Genomic DNA, 21,221 nt, shown 5'->3' with positions numbered 1-21,221 from the left:
GTTTATATCGCAACCGCGGCAAATGATGTACGCGGCAGGCATATATATCTTTTGCAATATCAGCATTACTATTGTATGGTTAGCTACATAGGTACCGCAACCTAGTCGGCTGATTATGACATTCATCAATCCGTCCTTGCCGAAATTCGCCAGATGCATAAAGACATGGCGCAAATCCAGTCCGAAACCATGTCAGCCTTGCACCGCATTATCGACCTCCTCCGCCAGTTCAAAACCCTGGAACGATCCGAGGCGGCCATCACGAGGAAACGGGATCAGGTGGCCTGTCACCTTGACCAAATCCCCGGCACCAGAACGCGCAGCGCGAATATCGGCCCGAATTGCGGCTCCAACATGGAGTAGCACCGTGCGGACTGGTCCCATGCCCCTCCTAAACCGGTCCCAGCAATGACGAAGCCCCCCCCTGGACTGATGGAGATATCTAGAACGCGATGATGCCGAGCACCACCAATCTCAACGAACGCGCTCGATTCGAAGGCCTGGTGGATGCCCTGGTCAAGAGTGGCGATTCCGGGTCGTTCGGCAAATTGCATCTGGTCACCATCGACCACGGGAACGATGAGGCCGTCTGGCAATCCCGCCTTCCGAAGATATTGATTCTGGCCGAACGCATTCTCCGATCCCGGCTATCCAACGAGGATGCTTGCCTCCAATTGGACCCAGGGCAATACATGCTCTTGTTTCCAAAGCTGAATGAAGCGGAGGGCATGGTTAAGGCCAATGCCATCGCCCGCGAGATCAGGGAACGGCTTTTCGGCAAAGACGACGCCGCCTTGGATGTCACGGTCCAACTGCTGCCTCTGTCCCGCCTGCGCTCACGCGAGGCCGCCACGTCCACCGAGACCATGGAAGCCGTGCTTTCCTGCCATGCCACCGAATCGGGAATCCGCTTGAACGCGGTCTTTCAACCGATTTGGGACGCCAAGGAACAGATGGTTATCGGCAATCGCCTCCGGATCCATCGCCATTTCAACAAACATGACATTTTCGGAACCGCCGCCCTGTTCGGGGGCGCCAATGATCCTTTGGCCGCCGATGCCAACCGAATCTTGCAGGGCGCGGCCCTGCGCGCCGGGCATCTTCAGGCGCCGCTCTTCCTGCCTCAGTTGATCAACGACTATTCCATGACCGATGAAGCCCGGATCACCGAGGAAATCGGCCATATCACCGCTGGCGGCAATGGCAAATTGGTGGTGGAATTATGCGGCCCGGTTGGTTCCATCGGGCATCCTCGGCTGCGAAACGTCATAAGCGCGATAAAGGCGGCAAAGGCGCAGGTGGCGGTGCAGACCATGCCCGACATCGAGACCGCCAAGTTCCTCCGCGATTGTGGCGCTTCGTTTCTCTGCCTCAACGAGGCACAGATGATGCTGGCGGGATTGACCCCGTCGGCGATCCTGGCCCTGTTTACCGTGACCACCCATGAAGTCCAGGGATTGGGCTACCATCTGTGCCTGTGGAATTCCACGATCTCGCAGGAAGTGAAGCGGGCGGCATCCCTGGGATTCCGCCTGTTCACCGGTTCGGTGATCGGCCCCAATGGAACCAGGCCATCCCCATCCTCCCCCAAGGCCACCAGCCAGATCTATTCCTGAGAAATAATAGCCTTCAGCGAGCGCCACGAGCCCTCGCCGGTTGCCAGCAGCAAGCCATCCCTCGACGCCACCGGCCGGTAGGGTCGATCGGTCATCAACCGGCCGTAGCCTCCGGCCTCGGCGTGAATCAGCACGCCCGCGGCGTGATCCCAAGGCATCAGCTTGCTGAAATGGGCGAAGTGCAGAACACCCGTTACCAGATCCATATAATCGTGGGCGGCGCTGCCCCTGCGGCCGACTTTGCGAACCCTGGACGCCATATGGGCCGAGCGCTTGACCGAGCCATCCATCTGGTCAAGCGGCACCGATGGCAGCACCGATAGGCGTTGGCCCCCAAGCCAAGCGCCGCCGCCTTGTTCCGCCGCGATCATGCGGCCAGTGACCGGATCGTAAATCCAACCGGCGGTGGTTACTCCGTCCTTCACCAATGCGATGATGACTGCGAAGCGCGGATTGGCCTTGGCGAAATTGCCGGTGCCGTCCACCGGATCGATCACCCAGACGGTTCCCGGAATGTCCAGGCGATGAAGCAGGATCGGGTCGGCGTCGACCCCCTCCTCGCCCACCACCAGCGAACCCGGCAGCAACTCCATGAGTCGGCGCGACAGCACCTTTTCGGCCTCGGTATCGGCCTCTGTGACCAACTGGCCCGGCTTCTTCTCGCGGATCTGGCCTTCGGCGAGATGGCCGAAGCGCGGCAGAATTTCGGACTCCGCCGTCTCGCGAATAATGGCGGCGACGCGTTCCGGGTCGAAACTCTTGCTCATGCGCCACCTCGTCCGTCTGCCTGGCGTTGATGGAAGCGTTTGATATCGGCGGCGTCAAGCCGAACGCGCATGAAAGCGTGAGATTGGTCGTCGCGCCGTGCCACCACCTCGCCATGGCGATAAAGCCAGGAAATGGCGGCACCATCGGACAGGTCCAGCGAGACGTCCAGAACCTCGCGCCCCGTTCCCAGCCGCCGGTCCAGTTCGGCCAGCAATTCCGGCACGCCCTCGCCGGTCAGGGCCGACAGCGCCAGACGGTCGGGCCGCCGCTTGACCTGATTGATCACCTCGGCACGGCGCGCCTCATCCAGCAGATCGATCTTGTTGAGCGCCTCCACCAGACCGCGATCCACCACCTCGGCGAGGCCCAATTCCTTCAGAACGGTTTCCACGTCGGCGGCCTGGGCCTCGCTGTCGGGATGGGAGACGTCGCGCACATGGACCACGATATCGGCTTCCAACACCTCTTCCAGGGTAGCGCGGAAGGCGGCGACCAGTTCGTGCGGAAGATCGGAGACGAACCCCACCGTGTCGGACAGGATGACCTTGCGCCCCGACGGAAGGATCAAATCGCGCATGGTCGGGTCCAAGGTGGCGAACAGCATATCCTTGGCCATCACATCGGATTTGGTGATGGTGTTGAACAGGCTGGACTTGCCGGCATTGGTGTAGCCCACCAGGGCCACGATGGGATAAGGCACCCGACGCCGCGCCTTGCGGTGAAGGTCACGGGTCCGCTTGACCTCTTCCAACTCGCGTTCCAGCTTGACGATGCGCTCGCCGATCATGCGGCGGTCGGCCTCGATCTGGGTCTCGCCGGGACCGCCCAGGAAGCCGAAACCGCCCCTCTGACGCTCCAAATGGGTCCAGGACCGCACCAGCCGCGAGCGCTGATAGCTGAGCGCCGCCAGTTCCACCTGAAGCGTGCCTTCGCGGGTGCGTGCCCGCGCCCCGAAGATTTCCAGGATCAGGCCGGTGCGGTCGATGACCTTGCACCCCCAGGCTTTTTCCAGATTGCGCTGCTGGACCGGCGACAAATGACCGTCCACCACGGCAAGGCCGATCTCCTTGGCCTCGATCTCCTCGGCCAGACGCTCCACCGCCCCCTTGCCCAGCAGGGTGGCGGGGCGGCGCTTGGCGACATTGACCGCCTCGGCAGCGATGATGTCCAGATCGATGGCTTGGGCGAGGCCGACGGCTTCCGCAAGGCGGGCATCAGGCGCGCGCAGGCCGTCACCCGTCTTGAGGACGGGATGAACGACCATGGCGCGTTGTCGAGGCGAGCCCGATGGGCTGGACCCTACCACTTTACTCTTCGCCGTTTTCCTTGATGGGCGGCTCGAAAAGCGAAATGGGGGTGGACGGCATCACCGTGGAGATGGCGTGCTTATACACCAATTGCGTGTGCCCGTCCCGGCGCAGCAGCACCGAGAAATTGTCAAACCAAGTGACGATGCCCTGAAGTTTGACGCCGTTGACCAGAAAGACCGTGACGGGAGTCTTGTTCTTGCGGATGAAGTTGAGAAACACATCCTGCACATTTTGGGACTTTTCTGCGGACATGGGGGGAATCCGTTCTTATTGGTCCATATTGTTTTTAGGGGGAAAGCAAGCTTCCTCCCCGATGAACCCGATTCGTTATCACCAAAATGACCGGATTGGAACCTATAGTTCGCGGACCAGATCGGCCAAATCCCTGCAAGACGGCAGGAATCGGCGGGGAGAATGGGCGAACTCACCTTCGTATGGGGGATGCGGCCGCATCAGCACGGGGGTGCATCCGGCGTTGACGGCACACAGGATGTCGATGGGCGAATCGCCCACGAACCAGACCTCGGCGCTGGGGGAAATTCCGCTTCCCTCCAAGGCCATGCGCACCGGAGCGGCGTCGGGCTTGTCGGCCTCGGCATCGTCGGCGCCCACCAGACGGGAGAACAGCGGCGCCCAACCGATCAACTCCGCTTCCTTGCGCAGGAACGAGCCGCGCTTGTTGCTGACCACCGCCAGGGTGAGGCCGGCGGACTTCAAGCCTTGCAGCATGTCGTCGGCGCCGGGCAGCGGGTGCAGATGGTCGAGATGGATGGCCTCGAAACTGGCGGTGAAGACATCCCTCGCCTCGGGCCAGCGTTCGCCGAACATGGCGGGAAAGGAATCGCGCATGGAGGCGGCGACGCGGGCCTGGGTCTCTTCCATGCTCCAGTCGGGCATGCCGAAATGACGGAAGGTGCGGTTATAGGATTCCCGGATGCACTCCCAGGAATCCACCAGCGTATTGTCCCAGTCGAAGATGACGGCGCGCGGCCGGGGAAGTTTCGTCACGGCGACACCGATGAGTCATGGGCCACAGATGAACACAGATAAACACAGATAAATTGATCAATCATATTTATTCCTTATGCGGACGTGACCGCTCAGAACCGGCATCAATAGCCCAAACGGAAATCCCTCGCTTTTGATCGGGATGACGATCCGAATCCAGAGCGTATCTGTGCTTATTTGTGTTCATCTATGGCTAAAATTAATTTTAGAAATACTCAAGCCGGACCGAGAACATCTTTTCCACCTTCTTCACCGCCTCGGCGGTGGCGAACAGGATGACACGGTCACCGGCCTGAACCACCGTGCTGCCCCGCGGGCTGATGACCTGGCCGTTATGGACGACGGCGCCGATCAGGACGCCGGTGGGCAGCTTGACCTCGCGCAGCGGCTTGCCCACCAGCGACGAGGTTTCCAGCGCATCGGCCTCGATCAGCTCGCCGAATCCCTCGTGCAGGGAATGGACACCGTGGATGCGGCCGCGCCGCACATGCTGGAGGATGTTGGAAACCGTAATGGCACGGGGCGAAATCACCACGTCGATGCCCAATGGCCCCATCAGGGCGCTATAGGTTCCTTTGTTGATCAGGGTCAGGGCACGGCGGCAGCCATAGCGCTTGGCCAGAAGGCCCGCCAGGATATTGGTCTCGTCGTCATTGGTGACCGCGACCACCGCTTCCGCCGCCGATACCGAAGCCTCTTCCAGGATTTCCGGGTCCAGCACGTCGCCGTTCAAGACAACGGTACGGTTCAGGGTCTTGGCGATGAATTCGGCGCGCTCCTTGTTGGTCTCGATCACCTTGATGGAGGTGCCCGGATGCGCCGCTTCCAATTGCTGGGCCAGGAACAGGCCGATATTGCCGCCACCGAACACGATAATCCGGCGGGCTTCCTTGTCCTCGCGGCCGAACGCCGCCAGCGCCCGATCCACATGGCTCGTATCGACGACGAAATAGACCTCGTCGCCCTCTTGCATCATGTCCTCGCCGGTGGGGACCAGCGCCTTGCCGTCGCGCACGATGCCGATGATGACGATGGCCAAGTCCGGGAACAGCACCGTCAATTGCCGCAACGGCGTGTTGATCAGCGGGCATTCCTCGGTGCAGCGCACCCCAATCAGGCGGACCTTGTCATTGGCCAGCGGAATGACGTCGATGGCGCCGGGAACCTCCAGGCGGCGGCAGATGGCGCGGGCCACCTCGATTTCCGGGCTGATGATCACGTCGATGGGCAGATGTTCACGGGTAAACAGGTTGGACCAGATGGGGGCGAGATAGCTTTGCGAGCGGATGCGGGCGATCTTGGTCGGTACGTTGAACAGGGAATGGGCCACCTGACAGGCGATCATGTTGACCTCGTCGGCGGCGGTCACCGCGATCAGCATGTCGGCATCGGCGGCACCGGCCTGTTCCAGCACGGCGGGATGCGAGGCGAAGCCCTGGACGACCTGGACATCCAGGGTGTCGCTGATCTTGCGGATCAGGTCGGGACGCTGGTCGATGACGGTGACGTCGTTGTTCTCGCCCGCCAGATAATGGGCGATGTTGAAGCCGACCTGGCCTGCGCCGCAGACGATGACTTTCATTTCTTTTCGTCCGTGTTGACGCCCAGCAGCTTCAGCTTGCGATGAAGCGCCGAGCGCTCCATGCCGACGAAGGCGGCGGTGCGTGAGATGTTGCCTGCGAAACGATTCACCTGGGCCAGCAGATATTCCCGCTCGAACAGCTCGCGGGCTTCGCGCAGCGGCAATGTCATGATCTCGCTGGATTTCTCCCAGCGCAAAACCGCGGGCGTGATGGCGCCGATCTCGGAGGGCAGCATGTCGGCCCGGACCGCTTCGCGGGAATCGCCGGGCGCCATGATCAGCAGCCAATCGACGACGTTGCGCAACTGGCGCACATTGCCCGGCCAATCATAGGCCTGCAACGCCGCCAGGGCGTCCTCGGAGATCGGGCGCGGCTGCACGCCTGCCACCGTGGCGGCCAGTTGCATGAACTGCCTGGTCAGGGCGGGAATGTCCTCCTTGCGGTCACGCAACGACGGCACCTTCACCGGTACCACGTTGAGGCGGTAGAACAGATCCTCGCGGAAATGTCCCGACGCCATTTCGGTCTGAAGATCGCGATTGGTTGTCGCGATGACACGCACATCCACCTCGACCCGCTTGCCGCCCCCGACCCGCTCGAACATCTGGTCTTGCAGGACGCGCACGATCTTGCCTTGGGTCTCGATCGGCATGTCGGCGACCTCGTCCAGCAGCAAGGTGCCGCCATGGGCTTGCTCGAAGGTGCCGATCTTGCGGGCCGTATCGGGACCGTCCAGCCCGTGTTCGGTGCCGAACAGTTCGATCTCCATGCGGTCGGGATGCATGGCGGCGCAGTTCAGCACCACGAACGGCCCATCGGCGCGGCGCGACCGGGCGTGAATGAGCCGCGCGACCACTTCCTTGCCCGATCCCGCCGGTCCGGTGATCAGCACGCGGGAATTGGTGGGCGCCACCTTGTCGATGGACTGGCGCGCCTGGGCGATGGCCGAGGAGGCACCGATCATCTCGGCGGCCGCGCCCGCCCGCAGTTTCAGATCCTCGTTCTCGCGGCGCAGGCGGGCAGCCTCGATGGCGCGTTCCACCACCAACAGCAGGCGGTCTGCCTTGAAGGGCTTTTCGATGAAGTCGTAGGCGCCCTGCTTGATGGCCTGGACCGCCGTCTCGACGGTGCCGTGACCGGAAATCATCACCACCGGCACTTCCGGGTGATCCAGTTTGATGGCGTCCAGGATGCCGAGACCGTCGAGGCGTGAGCCTTGCAGCCAGATATCTTGAATGACAAGGCTGGGCCGACGGGCGCGAATCCCCTCCAACGCCTCGTCCGCATTGGCGGCCTCGCGGGTATTGTGGCCTTCGTCTTCGAGGATGCCCGCGATAAGAGCGCGGATGTCGCCTTCGTCGTCGACGATCAGGATGTCATGCGCCATGGATTTCCGTCGCTTTGTCGGAGGCCTGGAGGGGCGGCTCGGCCGCGGGGAAGATCAGCCCGACCCTCGCGCCGCCCTCAGGCGCGTCCTCAAGATACAGATCACCGCCATGGTCTTCCATGATCTTCTTGACGATGGCAAGACCTAATCCGGTGCCCTTGGCCCGGGTGGTGACATAGGGTTCGGTCAGGCGCTCGCGGTTTTCCTTCGGCAATCCCTTGCCGTTGTCCTCCACCTCGACCACCGTGCGGTCGGCATGGGCGGTCAGGATCAAGGTGATCCGCCCGGCCGGGGCATCGGGGGCGTCGCGGCCCTGAATACCTTCCACCGCGTTCTTCAGCAGATTGGTCAGCGCCTGGCCGATCAGGCGGCCGTCGCAAACGGTGACAACCGGGTTGTCGGGAATGGTGGAGACGAACTGGATGTCGGGCGCGCCGGTGCGCTGAAGAAATACCGCCTGGCGGCAGATATCGGCCAGGTCGGCCGGTTTCATCTGCGGCGCGGGCATGCGGGCGAAGGACGAGAATTCATCGACCATGCGACCGATATCCTCGACCTGGCGCACGATGGTCTCGATCAGCTTCACATAGGTTTCGGGGTCGCTGTGGATTTCCTTGAGGTATTTGCGCTTCAGGCGCTCGGCCGATAGCTGGATGGGGGTCAGCGGATTCTTGATCTCGTGGGCGATACGCCGCGCCACGTCGGCCCAGGCCGCCTTGCGCTGCGCCGAGACCAGTTCGGTGATGTCGTCGAAGGTGACCACATAGCCGATCACCTCGCCGTCCAGGTGCTCGCCCGCGACCCGCACCAACAGAATGCGCGCGCTTCTGCCCGGTATTTCCAGCCGCACCTCGCGCTGGACCAGACGGTCGGGGCGGCGAACCACCTCGTCCAGCGCCTCGGCCAGTTCCGGCAGCACGCCGCGCAGATCGGACCCGATGGAATCGTCCAGGGCGCGGCCGACCAATTCGCTGGCGGAACGGTTGGGCAAATGGATGCGTCCCTCCCGATCCAGGCCGATGACGCCCGCCGACACGCCGGCCAGCACGGTCTCGGTGAAGCGGCGGCGTTCGTCCAACTCGCGATTGGCCTCCATCAACTCGGCGCGCTGGCTGCCCAACTGATGGGTCATGCGATTGAAGGCGCGACTGAGCACGCCCACCTCGTCGGCGGCATCCTCGGCGACACGGGCGTCAAGATCACCGGAACGCACCCGCTCGGCGGCGTCGATCAGCCGGGCGATGGGGGTTGCCAGCCGGGTCGCCATGGACAGGCCGACCCAGACCGAGGTCAGCACCAGCAGCAGGGCGACCACGGCGAAGACCAGGGAGAACGCCGTCTCCAGCCCGGAACGACGGCCCTCCAGCCGCTCGTACTGGGCCACCGCCGCCGAGGTCTGCTCCATATGGCCGAGAACCTTGGGATCGACGAAGCGGCCCACATACAAGAAAGTCTCGCCGAACAGCCCCGGCAGCATGACCAGGGCGCGAACCCGATCATCACCGCCCTGGCCCGTCATGACCGCCACATCACCGCCGCGCGCCTTGTCATAGGCCCATTGGGGAATCTGGTCGATATTGGCTTCGACGGCGAAAATCAGGCCCGAGCGAGCCAGGATGGTGCCCCGCGAATCAAAGACGATGGCCTCGGACAGGCCCCGGATGGCCGCCTGGGTTCCCACGAACTGGGCGAAGGCCTGCGGCGAGCGCAACAGCATGCCGCCCTCGCGGTTGATGTCATTGGCCATGGCCAGGGCATCGCCGCCGATGATCTGCTTGTGCTCTTCCAGATAGGCGTGCGCCACTTCCAACGAGGCCTGCAAGGCGGTGCGCACCTTGTCGGAGAACCAGCTTTCGACGCCGTAGCGGAAGAAGGCGGCCGATCCCACCGACATCAGCGCCGAGGGCGTTACCGCCACCAGGGCGAACAGCATGATGAAGCGCAGATGAAGCTTGGACCCCGACGATCCCTGGCGACGCGCCTTCAGCACGCCCAGCACCCGATAGGCCACCACGCCGCCCAGGGCCAGCAGCAGGACGCAATCGAGCAACAGCAGACCGAGCACCGTGCGGGGGTCTGGAGCGCCGCCGCCGCCCACCCCCATGGCCCAGACGGTGGCAATGACCGAGGGAACCGCCGCGAAAGTCAGCCCATAGGCCAAAATCCGAGGCAAATCGACCCGGCGGGCCCAAAGCCGCAACCGGATGGCGGTCTGATGGCGCCCGGCCGCCATGACTACTTCAAGCCACGGCTGATCTGGATATCCAGATCCTTGATCTTCTTGCGCAGCGTATTGCGATTGACGCCCAGCAGGTGGGCCGCCTTGATCTGATTGCCGCGCGTGGCTTCGAGCGCGATGGTGACCAACGGCTTCTCCACTTCGCGCAGCACCCGGTCATAGACCCCGGCCGGCGGCAATCCGTCGCCATGATTGCCGAAATAGTCGCGCAGATGGCGTTCCACCGTGGCCGACAGCCCCTCGCCCTCGACGCCGCCGCCGATGGCGTCGGCCATGGGCGCGCCACCTACCAATTCACCCTCGATGACGTCGATGCCGATGACTTCCTGGGAATACAACGCCGCCAGGCGCCGCACCAGATTCTCCAGCTCGCGCACATTGCCGGGCCAGCGATGCTTCTTCAGCCGCTCCATGGCCTGGGCGTCGATGGTCTTGGCGGGCAGGCCCTCGGCATTGGCCAGGGTCAGGAAGTGCCGCACCAGTTCCGGCACGTCCTCGGAACGTTCGCGCAGCGGCGGCAGGCGGATGGGCACCACGTTGAGCCGGTAGAACAGATCCTCGCGGAACATGCCCTGGCGGATCAGCTGGGTGAGATCGCGGTGGGTGGCGGCGATGATGCGCACATTGGCGCGGATGGGTGTGCGGCCGCCGACGGTGGTGTATTCACCCTCTTGGAGAACCCGCAGCAGCCGGGTTTGCGCCTCGGGCGGCATGTCGCCGATTTCATCGAGGAACAAGGTGCCGCCCTCGGCCTGCTCGAACCGGCCCGACGCCCGCTGGGTGGCGCCGGTAAAGGCGCCCTTTTCGTGGCCGAACAGCTCGCTTTCGATCAGTTCACGGGGAATGGCCGCCATGTTGATGGCGACGAACGGCCCGTTGCGGCGCTTGCCGTAATCGTGCAGGGCGCGGGCCACCAGTTCCTTGCCGGTGCCGGACTCGCCGGTGATCATCACCGACAGGTCGGTGCCCATCAGGCGCGCCAGGGTGCGGTAGATCTCCTGCATGGCGGCGGAGCGGCCGATCAGCGGCAGCTTTTCCTCGTCATCGGCGACAGCGGTGTCGGAGGGCTGCGCCTTGGGCGACGACAAGGCGCGCCCCACCACATTGACCAGTTCCTTGAGATCGAACGGCTTGGGCAGATACTCGAACGCCCCGCGCTGGGTGGCCTTGACCGCCGTCAGCAGGGTGTTCTGGGCGCTCATGACGATGATGCGCAGGTCGGGGCGGATCTTCTTCATGCGCGGCAGCAGGTCGAGACCGCTTTCGTCGGGCATCACCACGTCGGTGATCACCAGATCGCCGTCGCCCTCGGACACCCAGCGCCACAACGTCGAGGCATTGCCGGTGGTTCGTACCTCGTAGCCCGCGCGCCCCAAGGCCTGAGCCAGAACGGTACGGATACCGCGATCATCGTCGGCCACCAGGATGGTGGCGGTGGTCGTCATGGTGGTGGTCATACGTCCCCATCCTGAACCATCGGCAGCATGACGCGGAAGATGGTCCGCCGAGGCACGCTGTCGAATTCTATCACGCCGCCGTGGTCACCCACGATCTTGGCCACCAGGGCCAGCCCCAAACCGGTGCCCGTCGTCTTGGTGGTGACGAAGGCGTCGAACAGATTGGGCCGCAAGTCATTGGGAATGCCCGGGCCGTTGTCTTGGATACTGACCACCAGCGGCAGATGCCTTCTGGCGTCGCTGCCGGGCAGCGCCAGGCGGATTCCGTGCTGATAGCCGGTGGACAGGATGATCTCGCCCCCCTCCTCCGGCACGGCCTCGGCGGCGTTCTTGATCAGGTTGAGAAACACCTGGATCAATTGGTCCCGGTCGCCCAGCACTTCCGGCAGCGATGGGTCGTAGCTTTCGATGATCCGCAGATTGCGGGCGAACCCCGCCTCGGCGATGCGCCGAACATGCTCCAGCACCCGGTGGATGTTCACCGATTGGCGCACCACCGTCGGCTTGTCGGAAAAGGCTTCCATGCGGTCCACCAGGGCGACGATGCGGTCGGCCTCGTCGCAGATCAGCCGGGTCAGGATGCTGTCGTCCTCGTTGGCGTTCTGCTCCAGCAACTGGGCGGCGCCGCGAATGCCCGACAGCGGGTTCTTGACCTCGTGGGCCAGGATGGAAGCCATGGCGGTCACCGAGCGCGCCGCGTTGCGGCTGGTCAATTGGGCGCCGATCTTAAGGGCGATGGACTGCTCATGCAGGCTGACCACCACACTGCCGGGCATCTCGACGATGGGCGAGACCTGAACGGTGACGGTGCGATGGCCGGTGCGCGGCGTATCGAGGACGATGCCATGCTCGGCGACCGAGATGGCGTTGCCACGGGCTTGTTCCAGCAAAGCCAGGACCGGCGAGTCCGGCGGCAGGAATTCGGTGGTGGGATGACCGCACAGATGGTTGGCACCGCAGGAAAACATCTGCTCCGCTCCGCCATTGGCATAGCGGATGACGTTGTCGCGGTCGATGGCGATGACGGCGGCGCCCATGGCGCCCAGCACCAGTCCAGGATCGAAGGTCGTTCCGGCGCGAACCGCTGCCAGGGCCATCAGGCGGCATCCTTTTGCAGCAAAGGCTCGTAAAAGCCGATGATGGCGGCGCGCACCGCCTCGGCCTCAGCCAAGCCATTGATGCGGGCGCGGAACTCGGCCGAGCCGGGCAGTCCCTTGGAATACCAGGCGATGTGCTTGCGGGCGTTGCGGACCCCGGCGACGGAGCCGTAATGAACCAGCATCTCCTCGAAATGTTCCAGCAGGATCTGGAATTGCCGGGCCAGGGTCGGATCGGCCAGCCGCTCTCCGGTGGCGAGGAAATGGGCCACTTGCCCCAGCAGCCAGGGGCGGCCATAGGTGCCCCTTCCGATCATCACCCCGTCGGCGCCCGACAGTTCAAGCATGCGCTGGGCGTCGTCGATGCCTTCCACGTCGCCATTGCCGATGACAGGAATGGAGACGGCGCGCTTGACCTCGCCGATGAAGCTCCAATCCGCCGAGCCGGTATACATCTGGCTGCGGGTGCGGCCGTGGACGGTTACCATGCGAATGCCGCAATCCTCGGCGACCTTGGCCAGACTGGGGGCGTTGCGGCTGGTCTGATCCCAGCCGGTGCGCATCTTCAGGGTGACCGGAATATCCACGGCCTTGACCACGGCGCTCATGATGCGGGCCGCCAAATTTTCGTTGCGCATCAGCGCCGAGCCGGCCTCGCCCTTCAGCGCCACCTTCTTGACCGGGCAGCCCATATTGATATCGATGATGGCGGCGCCCAGATCCTGGTTCAGCCGGGCGGCCTCGGCCATCACCTCGGGCTCGCAGCCGGCCAACTGCACCGCCATGGGAAATTCCTCCGGCGTATGGGACGCCATCTTCATGGTCTGGCGGTTCTGGCGGATCATGGCCTGGCTGGCGATCATCTCCGAGACCACCATGCCCGCCCCCATGCGCTTGACCAGCCGACGATTGGGCATGTCGGTGACTCCGGCCATGGGGGCCAGGATAACCGGATTGTCCAGGGTGACCGGACCAATTTGGAGCGATTGCCGTCGAATTGCACTCATGGGTGCTTATTTATTATGCAGACGGCCATCTGCGCAAGGTCCAATGCTGCTAAAGGATAATGCAGATTAGGAAAGCAGCACTTGCGTGACGAATTTCACGCCGGGATAGGCCAGGGTCAGCAGCAGATAGGAGGCCAAGACCACCCGCGCCGCCATGCGGCCGCGCACGCCGCAGACCCGGTGACCGATCAGCAACACCCCGATCAGGCCGAAGGCCACGAGGGACAGCAGCGTCTTGTGGCCGAACACCAGCAGGCTGCCGGACTCGAAATACTGGGTGGCCATGCCGCTCACCAGTCCGAGCCCCAGGACCGCCTCGCTGGCCATCAGCAGGCGTCCCGCCAGATGTTCGCCGTCGGCGACGCTGGGCAGCATGCGGCTGAGCCGGGTCGGCCGCTTGCGCTTGAGCGAACGCTCCTGCAGGAAGGCCCCTAGCGACGCAACCGCCGCCAGGGTCAGCAAGGCATAGGTCAGCACCGATACCACGATATGCAGGTCCAGCCACGCGGCGGGCGCGATGCCCGACAGGGGACGCGGCGCCTCCACCTCATGGACCAGCGCGGCAAGCAGCCCCAACACGGCGAGAAACGGCATCAGCAGGGGCGTCAATCGCCAGGCCTGGACGGCAATGGCGGATAGCAGGGCGAACAGGAGGAGGCTGGCGGCGATGCTGATCCACAGCGCCGCCGACAGGCTGGTCTGCCACTCGCCACCCACCAGGGACAGTGCCACGGCGCAAGGCCCCATCACCGCCAAGACAAGAGTCGCCCAGAAGGCGCTGTCCCGGGCGGCGTCGGACCGCAGGCACGCCGCCGCCGCCGGAAGCAGCGCCGCAAGGACCATCAAATTGAGAACCAGCATCGACATGGCGCGACTATACCACCCTTTGCCGCAACGCAAAGAGGTTGAGCTATGCCGCCATCCCTCATAGTCTGCCCCTCTTTGCAAGGCGGAGACGGATCATGGGCAAGACGGTGGCGTTGGTGGTGGCGGCGGGACGCGGGCGCAGGTTCGGCGGCGACCTGCCCAAGCAGTACCACGACCTCGCCGGCCGCATGGTACTGCGCCATACCCTGGCCGCCTTCGCCACCAATCCCGAAGTGGACGCGGTGCGCGCCGTCATCCATCCCGACGACCGCCAGCTTTACGACATCGCCGCCGCCGGTCTGCCCATCCTGGAGCCGGTGCCCGGCGGCGCCTCGCGCCAGGACAGCGTCCGGCTCGGGCTGGAAAGTCTGGCCGAGCTCGGTGTGTCCAAGGTGCTGATCCATGACGGGGCACGGCCCTTCATCGATGCCGGAACCATCGGCCGAGTGGTCGCCGCCCTGGACACTCACGCCGCCGCCCTGCCGGTGGTGCCGGTGGCCGACACCCTGAAGAAAGGCGCCAAGGGCTTCGTGGCCGATACGGTGGACCGCACCGAATTGTTCCGCGCCCAGACTCCCCAGGGCTTCCGCTACGCCGATATCCTGGCCGCCCATCAGGCGGTGATCGGCGAGGAACTGACGGACGATGCCGCCGTGGCCGAACGGGCGGGATTCGCCGTGGCCCTGGTGGCGGGCGCCGAGGACAACGTCAAGCTGACCACCGCCGCCGATCTTGAGCGGGCGCGCCGCCTGTTCGAGGGCGCAGGCGAGGTCCGCACCGCAAGCGGTTTCGATGTGCATGCCTTCGAGGAGGGCAATGGCTGCTGGCTGTGCGGCATCCTGGTGCCCCACGACCGCAAGCTGAAGGGCCATTCCGACGCCGACGTGGCGCTGCACGCCTTGACCGACGCCATTCTGGGCGCCATCTGCGCCGGCGATATCGGCCATCACTTCCCGCCCACCGACATGCGGTGGAAGGGCTTGGAATCCTGGCGCTTCCTGGCCCATGCCGCCGCCTTGGTGGCCGCCAAGGGCGGCCGCATCGTCAATGCGGATGTCACCATCATCTGCGAGCGCCCCAAGGTCGGCCCCCAGCGCGCCGCCATGACGGCCAAGCTGGCGGAAATCCTGGGGATTTCCCAGGACCGGATCAGCGTCAAGGCCACCACCACCGAGGGACTCGGCTTCACCGGCCGCAAGGAAGGCATCGCCGCCCAGGCCATGGCCTCGGTCTGGCTGCCGAGGTGAAAATCAGTCCGTCATGCCCGCTTTCGCGGGAATGGCGAGCATTTAAGGCCAATGGACATTCAGGCGGATAGGACGAAAGTCGGCCACAGATGAACACAGATTCCCGCTACGCGGGACACAGATAAGAAATTCATCTGTGTTTATCTGTGGCTAAAATTCTTGCCTGGAAGACATTCCGCCCCGATCCAGTCCAGAAACGCCGGATTTCCGCCGGTTATGGGCAGGGCCACCACGCAGGGGCAGTCATAGGAATGCAGTTCCTTGACCTTGGCGACCACCGCCTCGACCAGAGCCGTCCTGGTCTTGCAGATCATCACCACTTCGGAGTCCTCGGCGATCTTGCCGTCCCACCAGTACAGCGAGGTGGCGCCGTCCATCACATTGGCGCAGGCCACCAGACGGGCCTCCACCAGGGCGCGGGCCAGGGCCAAGGCGGCGTCTCGGTCAGGCGCGGCAATGTAGATCAGACTGCGATCCATCCTCTATCCCCCTGAAAACACAAGAAAAGCGGAGCAGCTCTGTCGCACGAAAAGCCGCCCCGCTTAGTCTGGATCGGCAGCCGCCGGAAGAGGAGTTGACCAGCGGCGCCTCAGCGGTCGCGTACCACGGCACGGCCAACCGACGTCACAGAGATAATAATTCCGTGAACGGATTTCGATACCCCGTCGTGACAAATTTCCGATTTTTCAACTGCGTTCGCAGATCATGGCGCGGTCATCCAGCATAGCCGCCAAAAGGCTTGCCGCTTCTTCATTTCCCCGGGGCAAGGCAACATCTTGTTTTTTCAATGAAAACAACTTTCGCAGTTGTTCCTCGAGGCGTGAGCCCACCAAATCGGCCTCCGTCACCGCCAGGGCGCGGCCATTGGATTTCAACCAGTCGTCCAAATGGGGGCATTCCGGCCAATCCTCCCGTTCCAGATAGAGCACCGGAATTCCGGCCATGGCGGCCTCGACGAAGGTACCGTAACCCGGCTTGGTGATAATCACATCCACCGAAGCCGCCATGTCGACATACGCCATCCCGGCGGCACGCCACGGCCGGATATCACCCCGATCTTCGGGACTGTCCAGGGTGGTCAGCCAACTCCATCCCGCCAATTTGGGAAAGCGTCCAAGGTTAAATTCGTGGTCGATGCCGCCAAAGGCGATCAACCCCACCCGCCGGTCAGCACTGCAGCCCAGAGCACGGCCAACCTCGTTCCTGCGGTTCTGGCCGCAGACTCCCACCGGACCGATATCACGAATGCGGGCAAGGCTTGGCATCTCCATGGCGGGCGTCACCCGCAAGAAGAGGTCGGCGCTGTCATAGGCCTCCACCATCTGGCCGAGGATGGTCGCCGCCTCCGGCCGGTCTGAGAGGTAATGGCGATACATATCGGCCCATTGCAGCGAACTCATCGCCACCACCGGAATACCGGCCAGGGCGGCGGCGGCGACGGTGACATAAGGGATATTGGCCAGGACCAAATCGGGGGCGGCCCGGCGCAGCCGTTCGGCCTCGCGCTCGACCACCTCGGGCCAATGGGCGTGCAGGCGCCGGTACCCCTCCGCCGAGGCATCCAGATCGATCTCCACCGAGGACCGCATGCGCAGACCGAAATCGGGGATATCCGCCACCAGGGTGAAATCATCGCCATAGCGGCTGCGCAGGAACTCGGGCGCCATAATGGCCCCGGTCTGAATGGTCAGGCGGAGATCGGGACAGCGTCGGCGCAGGGCGGCAATGACCGGCGAGGTCATGGCGGCATGTCCGAAGCCATGCGGACTGAGGGCCAGCCAAAGGTGGCGACGGGCCGATGCGGTCATAGGACTTGCTCTATCCGTGCCAAGGCGGCGGCAACCATAATGGTTAAGTTGGTGCTTGTCGATGCAGGGCGACTTGCCTGTCGGGCGCGCCCAAGTTAGCCTTATGAAATGGTCGGCGCATGACCGACGAATGAGAGGATCGCTCCATGGATATGTCCACCCGCTATCTCGGCCTGACCCTCAAGAATCCCCTGGTGGTCTCCGCCTCGCCGCTGGCCCTCGACATCGGCAATGTGCGAAAGCTGGAAGATTGCGGCGCCGCGGCCATCGTCCTGCCGTCCATCTTCCAAGAAGACATCGAGAACGAAATCGACGAGATGGAACGCCTGATCGCCGAGGGCAATTCCGAGGCATTTTCCTACTTCCCCGCCCATATGAGCGAGAATGTGGGGCCGAAGAATTACCTGGACCTGATCCGCAAGGCCCGCGAGGCGGTGGATATCCCGGTGATCGGCAGCCTGAACGGTACCTCGAGGACCGGCTGGATCGACTACGCCAAGCAGATGGAAGAGGCTGGCGCCAGCGCCATCGAACTCAACGTCTATTTCCTCGCCACCGACCTTGCCTTAAGCGGCGCCGACGTCGAAGCGCGTTATGTGGAGATTCTGACCGGCGTCAAGAAAGCCGTTTCGATCCCGGTCTCCATGAAGCTCAGCCCTTATTTCAGCTCGCTCGGCCATATGGTCAAGACGCTGGATCAGGCCGGAGCCGATGGTTTCGTCCTGTTCAACCGCTTCTATCAGCCCGATATCGACCTGGATGAATTGTCGCTGGTGCGCGATCTCAAGCTCAGCCATAAGGGCGAGATTCGCCTGCCCCTACTGTGGATCGCCGCCCTGGCCGGCAATATCAAGGGCTCCATCGCCGCCAGCACCGGCGTGCAGACCGCCGTCGAGGTGGTCAAATACCTGTTCGTCGGTGCCGACGTGGTCATGACCACCTCGGCCCTGATGCGCCACGGCGTCGGCTATATGAAGACCCTGCACGACGGTCTGGTCGCCGACCTCAAATCCCGCGAGGTAGAGAAGCTGTCCGATATCCGTGGCCGTATGAGCCGGGGCGCCGTCAAGGATGTCGCCGCCTTCGACCGCGTCAACTATATCCGGATCCTGCGCAGCGGCGCCTACAACGCCTGATTCGCTTCCCATCGCCGCAAGGGCCCGGCCGCTCGGCGGTCGGGCCCTTTTTTCGTGGGCGGATGCAGTCCGAGTCTTGCATTTGACGAAAGTCACGGAGATAGTCTACCCCAGACGAACGACATAGGAGCCCATGATGGATGCCCAAACCTGCGCTGCCCCCAAATGCCTGATCAAGCGCGTCGTCGGCGTGGCCGCCCTGGCATTTTCCCTGTTTGTCATCGTCGGCACCGTGGTCGGCTGGAGCATCATCGGACTCACCAGCCTTATGGCCGACTGATATAGCGCGATAAAGAGCCGCATCGCATCCTTGGGCTGTGCTACATTCCGGCGAGCAAGACCCTTAGGATACAGATGCCCGATACCTCCTCGCAGAACAGCGCGATCGCAGACTTGGTCCATGCCCTGGGGGCGGAATTCGACCGGTTCGACAGCGCCGCCGAACTCAATCGCCGCATCGATTGGGTGGTGGAACAGTTGCTTCGCCGTGACGAGGACCAGCCCTTGCTGGGCAAGACCAAGGCGGCCATCGACGGTTTCTTCGCCACCCGTCATGATGCCGACTTGGCGGAAATCCGCGACTTCTGCCGACAGGTGGTCCAGATCTCCATCCAAAGCCGCCCCTCGCGCGCCGCCGCCATGGGCCAAGCCGCCGCCGAGACGCGGGCGGCCGAGGAAGCCGAGGAAGCGGAGGACGGCGATTCCTCGCCGCCGCTGCCCACCCGTCACGATGGTTTCGCCGAACTGTTGGCGGCGTCCCTGGTCTATCGGGTCCGCCACGTCACCACGTTCTTTCATCGGCGGACCAAGACCGTTCGGCGGGATCGGTTGCCGCCCTTCCTGCTGTCGCCGGACTTCGACGAGCGTTTCGCTTCCGTCATAACCGAACATATCGCGCCCACCATGATGAAGAACCAGCGGTTCGTCGGCGCGTTGGAACATGGGCGGCAATGGCGCCGCGTCAGCACCGAGGAGTTCTGGACCATCGTCGCCGAAGGCGAAGGACTGGCCGATCGCCTGTTGTCCACCTGGCGTGACGCATGGAACGAATTCAAACCGAAGCGCGACGACAAGACCGGCAAGACGGTGGCGCCGGCCGCCCTCAAGGTCATCCGCAAACAGTTGGCGCCCACAGATCCACCCCGCTATGCCATGGCCAAGATCGGCGGCGACCTCATCAACCTGTTCGGACGACTGCTGTCGGACCTTCGACCGGAACTGGACGAACGCTGGTCGATGCTGTCCGATATCTATGAACAGGAACTGGAACGCCGTTCCTACCAGGACCGCACGCGCGACGGCGCCATGATGGATGCCGTCACCGACCTATTCCCCGCCCTGCCCGGCCGCCTGGGCGAGTTCATCGCCATCTTGTGCCACTTCAACATGGCGAAGGTGGATGAAGAGTTCCTGACCCAGGTAACCCGCGCCAGTGCCGGAACGATTTTCATCGCGGAATTCCTCGGTACGGACGCATCCATATCCTGAAAAAGAAATCGCCGCCCGTAAGGCGGCGATTCCCTTGAAAAGATTGGTCGGAGCGACAGGATTCGAACCTGCGACCCCCAGTCCCCCAGACTGATGCGCTACCGGGCTGCGCTACGCTCCGACCGTGGCGGATTGCTCCGCCGAATTCCGTGATCCCAGGCCGTTTTCCGGACCGGGAGGGGGAAGTAACCCGGCGGGGTGTGCCGGGAGAGGGGCGCACTATAGTCAGGCCGCCCCAGGCTTGCAACCGCGAACTTACCTTGGCTGCAACAGCGAACGCATTTGCTCCAACTCGGTCAGGAGATCTTCCAATTCACGGCGAAGCGACCGGCTCAGCCCCGAGGTTTCCCCGCCGTCGTGGGTGGGAACGCCCCGATCCAAGACCTCAACGACCCCGCACTCGTCCGCCACCGTTGGCAACGGATACGAATCGGGCGGGTCGGGATCATGGATATGGAGACCGAGTTCCAGCTCCTGCTCCGCGGCACGTGACGAAGGCGCGCCGTCGCGGCCGGATGATGCCGGAATCCCAGCCCCGCCTTCCTTCAGCAGCTTCTGGACGCCCTTGATGGTATAGCCTTCGCTATAGAGCAGATCGCGGATGCGCCGCAGCAGCGCCACATCGTCGGGACGGTAGTAGCGGCGGCCGCCGCCGCGCTTCAGCGGCTTGACCTGAGGGAACTTGCCCTCCCAGAACCGCAGCACATGCTGCGGCACGTCCAGTTCGTCGGCGACTTCACTGATGGTTCGGAAAGCCGCCTCGGACTTTCCGTTACGGCGGACGGAGGAAAGCTCGCCGTCCTCGATGTTCATTTCTTGCCGCCGCGCCCGGTGGCATGTCCGTCATTGATGCGTTTCTTCAGCAGTTGGGATGGACGGAACACCAGAACCCGGCGCGGCAGGATCGGCACTTCCTCGCCAGTCTTGGGATTACGGCCGATGCGCTGGCCCTTGGAGCGGACCGAAAAGCTGCCGAAGGACGAGATCTTCACGGTCTGGCCCTTGCCCAGGGCGCCGGAAATTTCGCCCAGCACGGCTTCCAGCAGATCGGCGGATTCATTGCGCGACAGCCCGACCTCCTGGTAGACGGCTTCGCTCAATTGCGCACGTGTGATAGTTTTCTCGCTCATACCGCCCCGCATCGACTGCAGCCACCCATAATCGAGCGACCCTAACGCGTCACGCGAAAACCGTCAATATCAA

At 63.5% G+C, this 21,221-nt stretch carries 21 protein-coding genes and 1 tRNA gene; 6 read left to right on the top strand and 16 right to left on the bottom strand.

Going from position 1 to position 21,221, the window contains the following annotated elements:
* The first annotated feature begins 165 nt into the window (after positions 1-165).
* Together CU669_RS07570 and CU669_RS07565 are read left to right on the top strand one after the other, a co-directional pair.
* Positions 166-363 (top strand): hypothetical protein, encoded by a 198-nt coding sequence (locus tag CU669_RS07570; RefSeq protein WP_161539610.1) that lies wholly within the window; start codon positions 166-168, stop codon positions 361-363.
* 89 nt (positions 364-452) lie between these two features.
* The gene (locus CU669_RS07565; RefSeq protein ID WP_112143298.1) at positions 453-1,616 is read left to right on the top strand and encodes a hypothetical protein; all 1,164 of its coding nucleotides are present in this window, start codon (positions 453-455) and stop codon (positions 1,614-1,616) included.
* On the opposite strand, the gene CU669_RS07560 is transcribed toward CU669_RS07565, so the two are convergent.
* From CU669_RS07560 to CU669_RS07510, 11 genes are all read right to left on the bottom strand, one after another.
* Positions 1,607-2,383, bottom strand: coding sequence for an inositol monophosphatase family protein (locus tag CU669_RS07560; protein ID WP_112143296.1), 777 nt, complete (start codon positions 2,381-2,383; stop codon positions 1,607-1,609). The two genes, CU669_RS07565 and CU669_RS07560, sit on opposite strands and share 10 nt — an antisense overlap.
* Positions 2,380-3,648 (bottom strand): GTPase HflX, encoded by a 1,269-nt coding sequence (gene hflX / locus CU669_RS07555; RefSeq protein ID WP_112143294.1) that lies wholly within the window; start codon positions 3,646-3,648, stop codon positions 2,380-2,382. Before hflX ends, CU669_RS07560 begins: the two co-directional genes overlap by 4 nt.
* A 43-nt stretch (positions 3,649-3,691) precedes the next feature.
* Entirely contained in the window at positions 3,692-3,946 is a 255-nt protein-coding gene (gene hfq / locus CU669_RS07550; RefSeq protein ID WP_112143292.1) for an RNA chaperone Hfq, read from the bottom strand.
* A 102-nt stretch (positions 3,947-4,048) separates the two neighbouring features.
* A complete protein-coding gene (locus CU669_RS07545; protein WP_112143290.1) occupies positions 4,049-4,702 on the bottom strand; it encodes an HAD family hydrolase in 654 nt (217 codons plus the stop codon).
* 205 nt (positions 4,703-4,907) lie between these two features.
* Positions 4,908-6,284, bottom strand: coding sequence for a Trk system potassium transporter TrkA (gene trkA, locus CU669_RS07540; protein ID WP_112143288.1), 1,377 nt, complete (start codon positions 6,282-6,284; stop codon positions 4,908-4,910).
* Positions 6,281-7,672 (bottom strand): nitrogen assimilation response regulator NtrX, encoded by a 1,392-nt coding sequence (gene ntrX / locus CU669_RS07535; RefSeq protein WP_112143286.1) that lies wholly within the window; start codon positions 7,670-7,672, stop codon positions 6,281-6,283. The genes trkA and ntrX overlap by 4 nt, the downstream gene beginning before the upstream one ends.
* Positions 7,662-9,905, bottom strand: a complete 2,244-nt coding sequence (locus tag CU669_RS07530) for a sensor histidine kinase NtrY-like (RefSeq protein ID WP_112143284.1) — start codon at positions 9,903-9,905, stop codon at positions 7,662-7,664. Before CU669_RS07530 ends, ntrX begins: the two co-directional genes overlap by 11 nt.
* 2 nt (positions 9,906-9,907) lie before the next feature.
* Positions 9,908-11,368 (bottom strand): nitrogen regulation protein NR(I), encoded by a 1,461-nt coding sequence (gene ntrC / locus CU669_RS07525; RefSeq protein ID WP_192884591.1) that lies wholly within the window; start codon positions 11,366-11,368, stop codon positions 9,908-9,910.
* Positions 11,365-12,465, bottom strand: coding sequence for a two-component system sensor histidine kinase NtrB (locus CU669_RS07520; RefSeq protein WP_112143282.1), 1,101 nt, complete (start codon positions 12,463-12,465; stop codon positions 11,365-11,367). Before CU669_RS07520 ends, ntrC begins: the two co-directional genes overlap by 4 nt.
* Positions 12,465-13,472, bottom strand: a complete 1,008-nt coding sequence (dusB, locus tag CU669_RS07515; protein ID WP_112143280.1) for a tRNA dihydrouridine synthase DusB — start codon at positions 13,470-13,472, stop codon at positions 12,465-12,467. The genes CU669_RS07520 and dusB overlap by 1 nt, the downstream gene beginning before the upstream one ends.
* 66 nt (positions 13,473-13,538) lie before the next feature.
* Entirely contained in the window at positions 13,539-14,339 is an 801-nt protein-coding gene (locus CU669_RS07510; protein ID WP_112143278.1) for a cytochrome C assembly family protein, read from the bottom strand.
* A gap of 95 nt (positions 14,340-14,434) precedes the next feature.
* Between CU669_RS07510 and CU669_RS07505 the strand changes: the two genes are divergently transcribed.
* Positions 14,435-15,586: a bifunctional 2-C-methyl-D-erythritol 4-phosphate cytidylyltransferase/2-C-methyl-D-erythritol 2,4-cyclodiphosphate synthase gene (locus CU669_RS07505; protein ID WP_112143276.1), complete on the top strand. Its 1,152-nt coding sequence runs from the start codon at positions 14,435-14,437 to the stop codon at positions 15,584-15,586.
* A 140-nt stretch (positions 15,587-15,726) separates the two neighbouring features.
* Here the strand turns inward: CU669_RS07505 and cutA are convergent, their stop codons facing one another.
* Both cutA and CU669_RS07495 read right to left on the bottom strand, forming a co-directional pair.
* Complete coding sequence (gene cutA, locus CU669_RS07500; protein ID WP_112143274.1) at positions 15,727-16,065, bottom strand: divalent-cation tolerance protein CutA; 339 nt, start codon at positions 16,063-16,065, stop codon at positions 15,727-15,729.
* Between the two features lie 207 nt (positions 16,066-16,272).
* Positions 16,273-17,394 (bottom strand): glycosyltransferase family protein, encoded by a 1,122-nt coding sequence (locus tag CU669_RS07495; RefSeq protein WP_112143272.1) that lies wholly within the window; start codon positions 17,392-17,394, stop codon positions 16,273-16,275.
* Between the two features lie 146 nt (positions 17,395-17,540).
* Between CU669_RS07495 and CU669_RS07490 the strand changes: the two genes are divergently transcribed.
* From CU669_RS07490 to CU669_RS07485, 3 genes are all read left to right on the top strand, one after another.
* On the top strand, positions 17,541-18,530 hold the full coding sequence (locus CU669_RS07490; RefSeq protein ID WP_112143270.1) for a dihydroorotate dehydrogenase-like protein: 990 nt from the start codon (positions 17,541-17,543) through the stop codon (positions 18,528-18,530).
* A 133-nt stretch (positions 18,531-18,663) separates the two neighbouring features.
* Complete coding sequence (locus CU669_RS21340; RefSeq protein WP_161539609.1) at positions 18,664-18,810, top strand: hypothetical protein; 147 nt, start codon at positions 18,664-18,666, stop codon at positions 18,808-18,810.
* 74 nt (positions 18,811-18,884) lie between these two features.
* Positions 18,885-20,018: a hypothetical protein gene (locus tag CU669_RS07485; protein ID WP_112143268.1), complete on the top strand. Its 1,134-nt coding sequence runs from the start codon at positions 18,885-18,887 to the stop codon at positions 20,016-20,018.
* Positions 20,019-20,062: 44 nt separating this feature from the next.
* On the opposite strand, the gene CU669_RS07480 is transcribed toward CU669_RS07485, so the two are convergent.
* The 3 genes from CU669_RS07480 to CU669_RS07470 form a co-directional block, all read right to left on the bottom strand.
* Positions 20,063-20,139: transfer RNA gene (locus tag CU669_RS07480), tRNA-Pro, on the bottom strand.
* 134 nt (positions 20,140-20,273) lie between these two features.
* Positions 20,274-20,831: a MerR family transcriptional regulator gene (locus CU669_RS07475; RefSeq protein WP_112143266.1), complete on the bottom strand. Its 558-nt coding sequence runs from the start codon at positions 20,829-20,831 to the stop codon at positions 20,274-20,276.
* The gene (locus CU669_RS07470; RefSeq protein WP_112143264.1) at positions 20,828-21,148 is read right to left on the bottom strand and encodes an integration host factor subunit alpha; all 321 of its coding nucleotides are present in this window, start codon (positions 21,146-21,148) and stop codon (positions 20,828-20,830) included. Before CU669_RS07470 ends, CU669_RS07475 begins: the two co-directional genes overlap by 4 nt.
* Positions 21,149-21,221 lie beyond the last annotated feature (73 nt).

This window comes from Paramagnetospirillum kuznetsovii (assembly GCF_003284725.1).
Lineage (GTDB): Bacteria > Pseudomonadota > Alphaproteobacteria > Rhodospirillales > Magnetospirillaceae > Phaeospirillum > Phaeospirillum kuznetsovii.
This window is presented reverse-complemented; position numbering and strand designations above follow the sequence as displayed.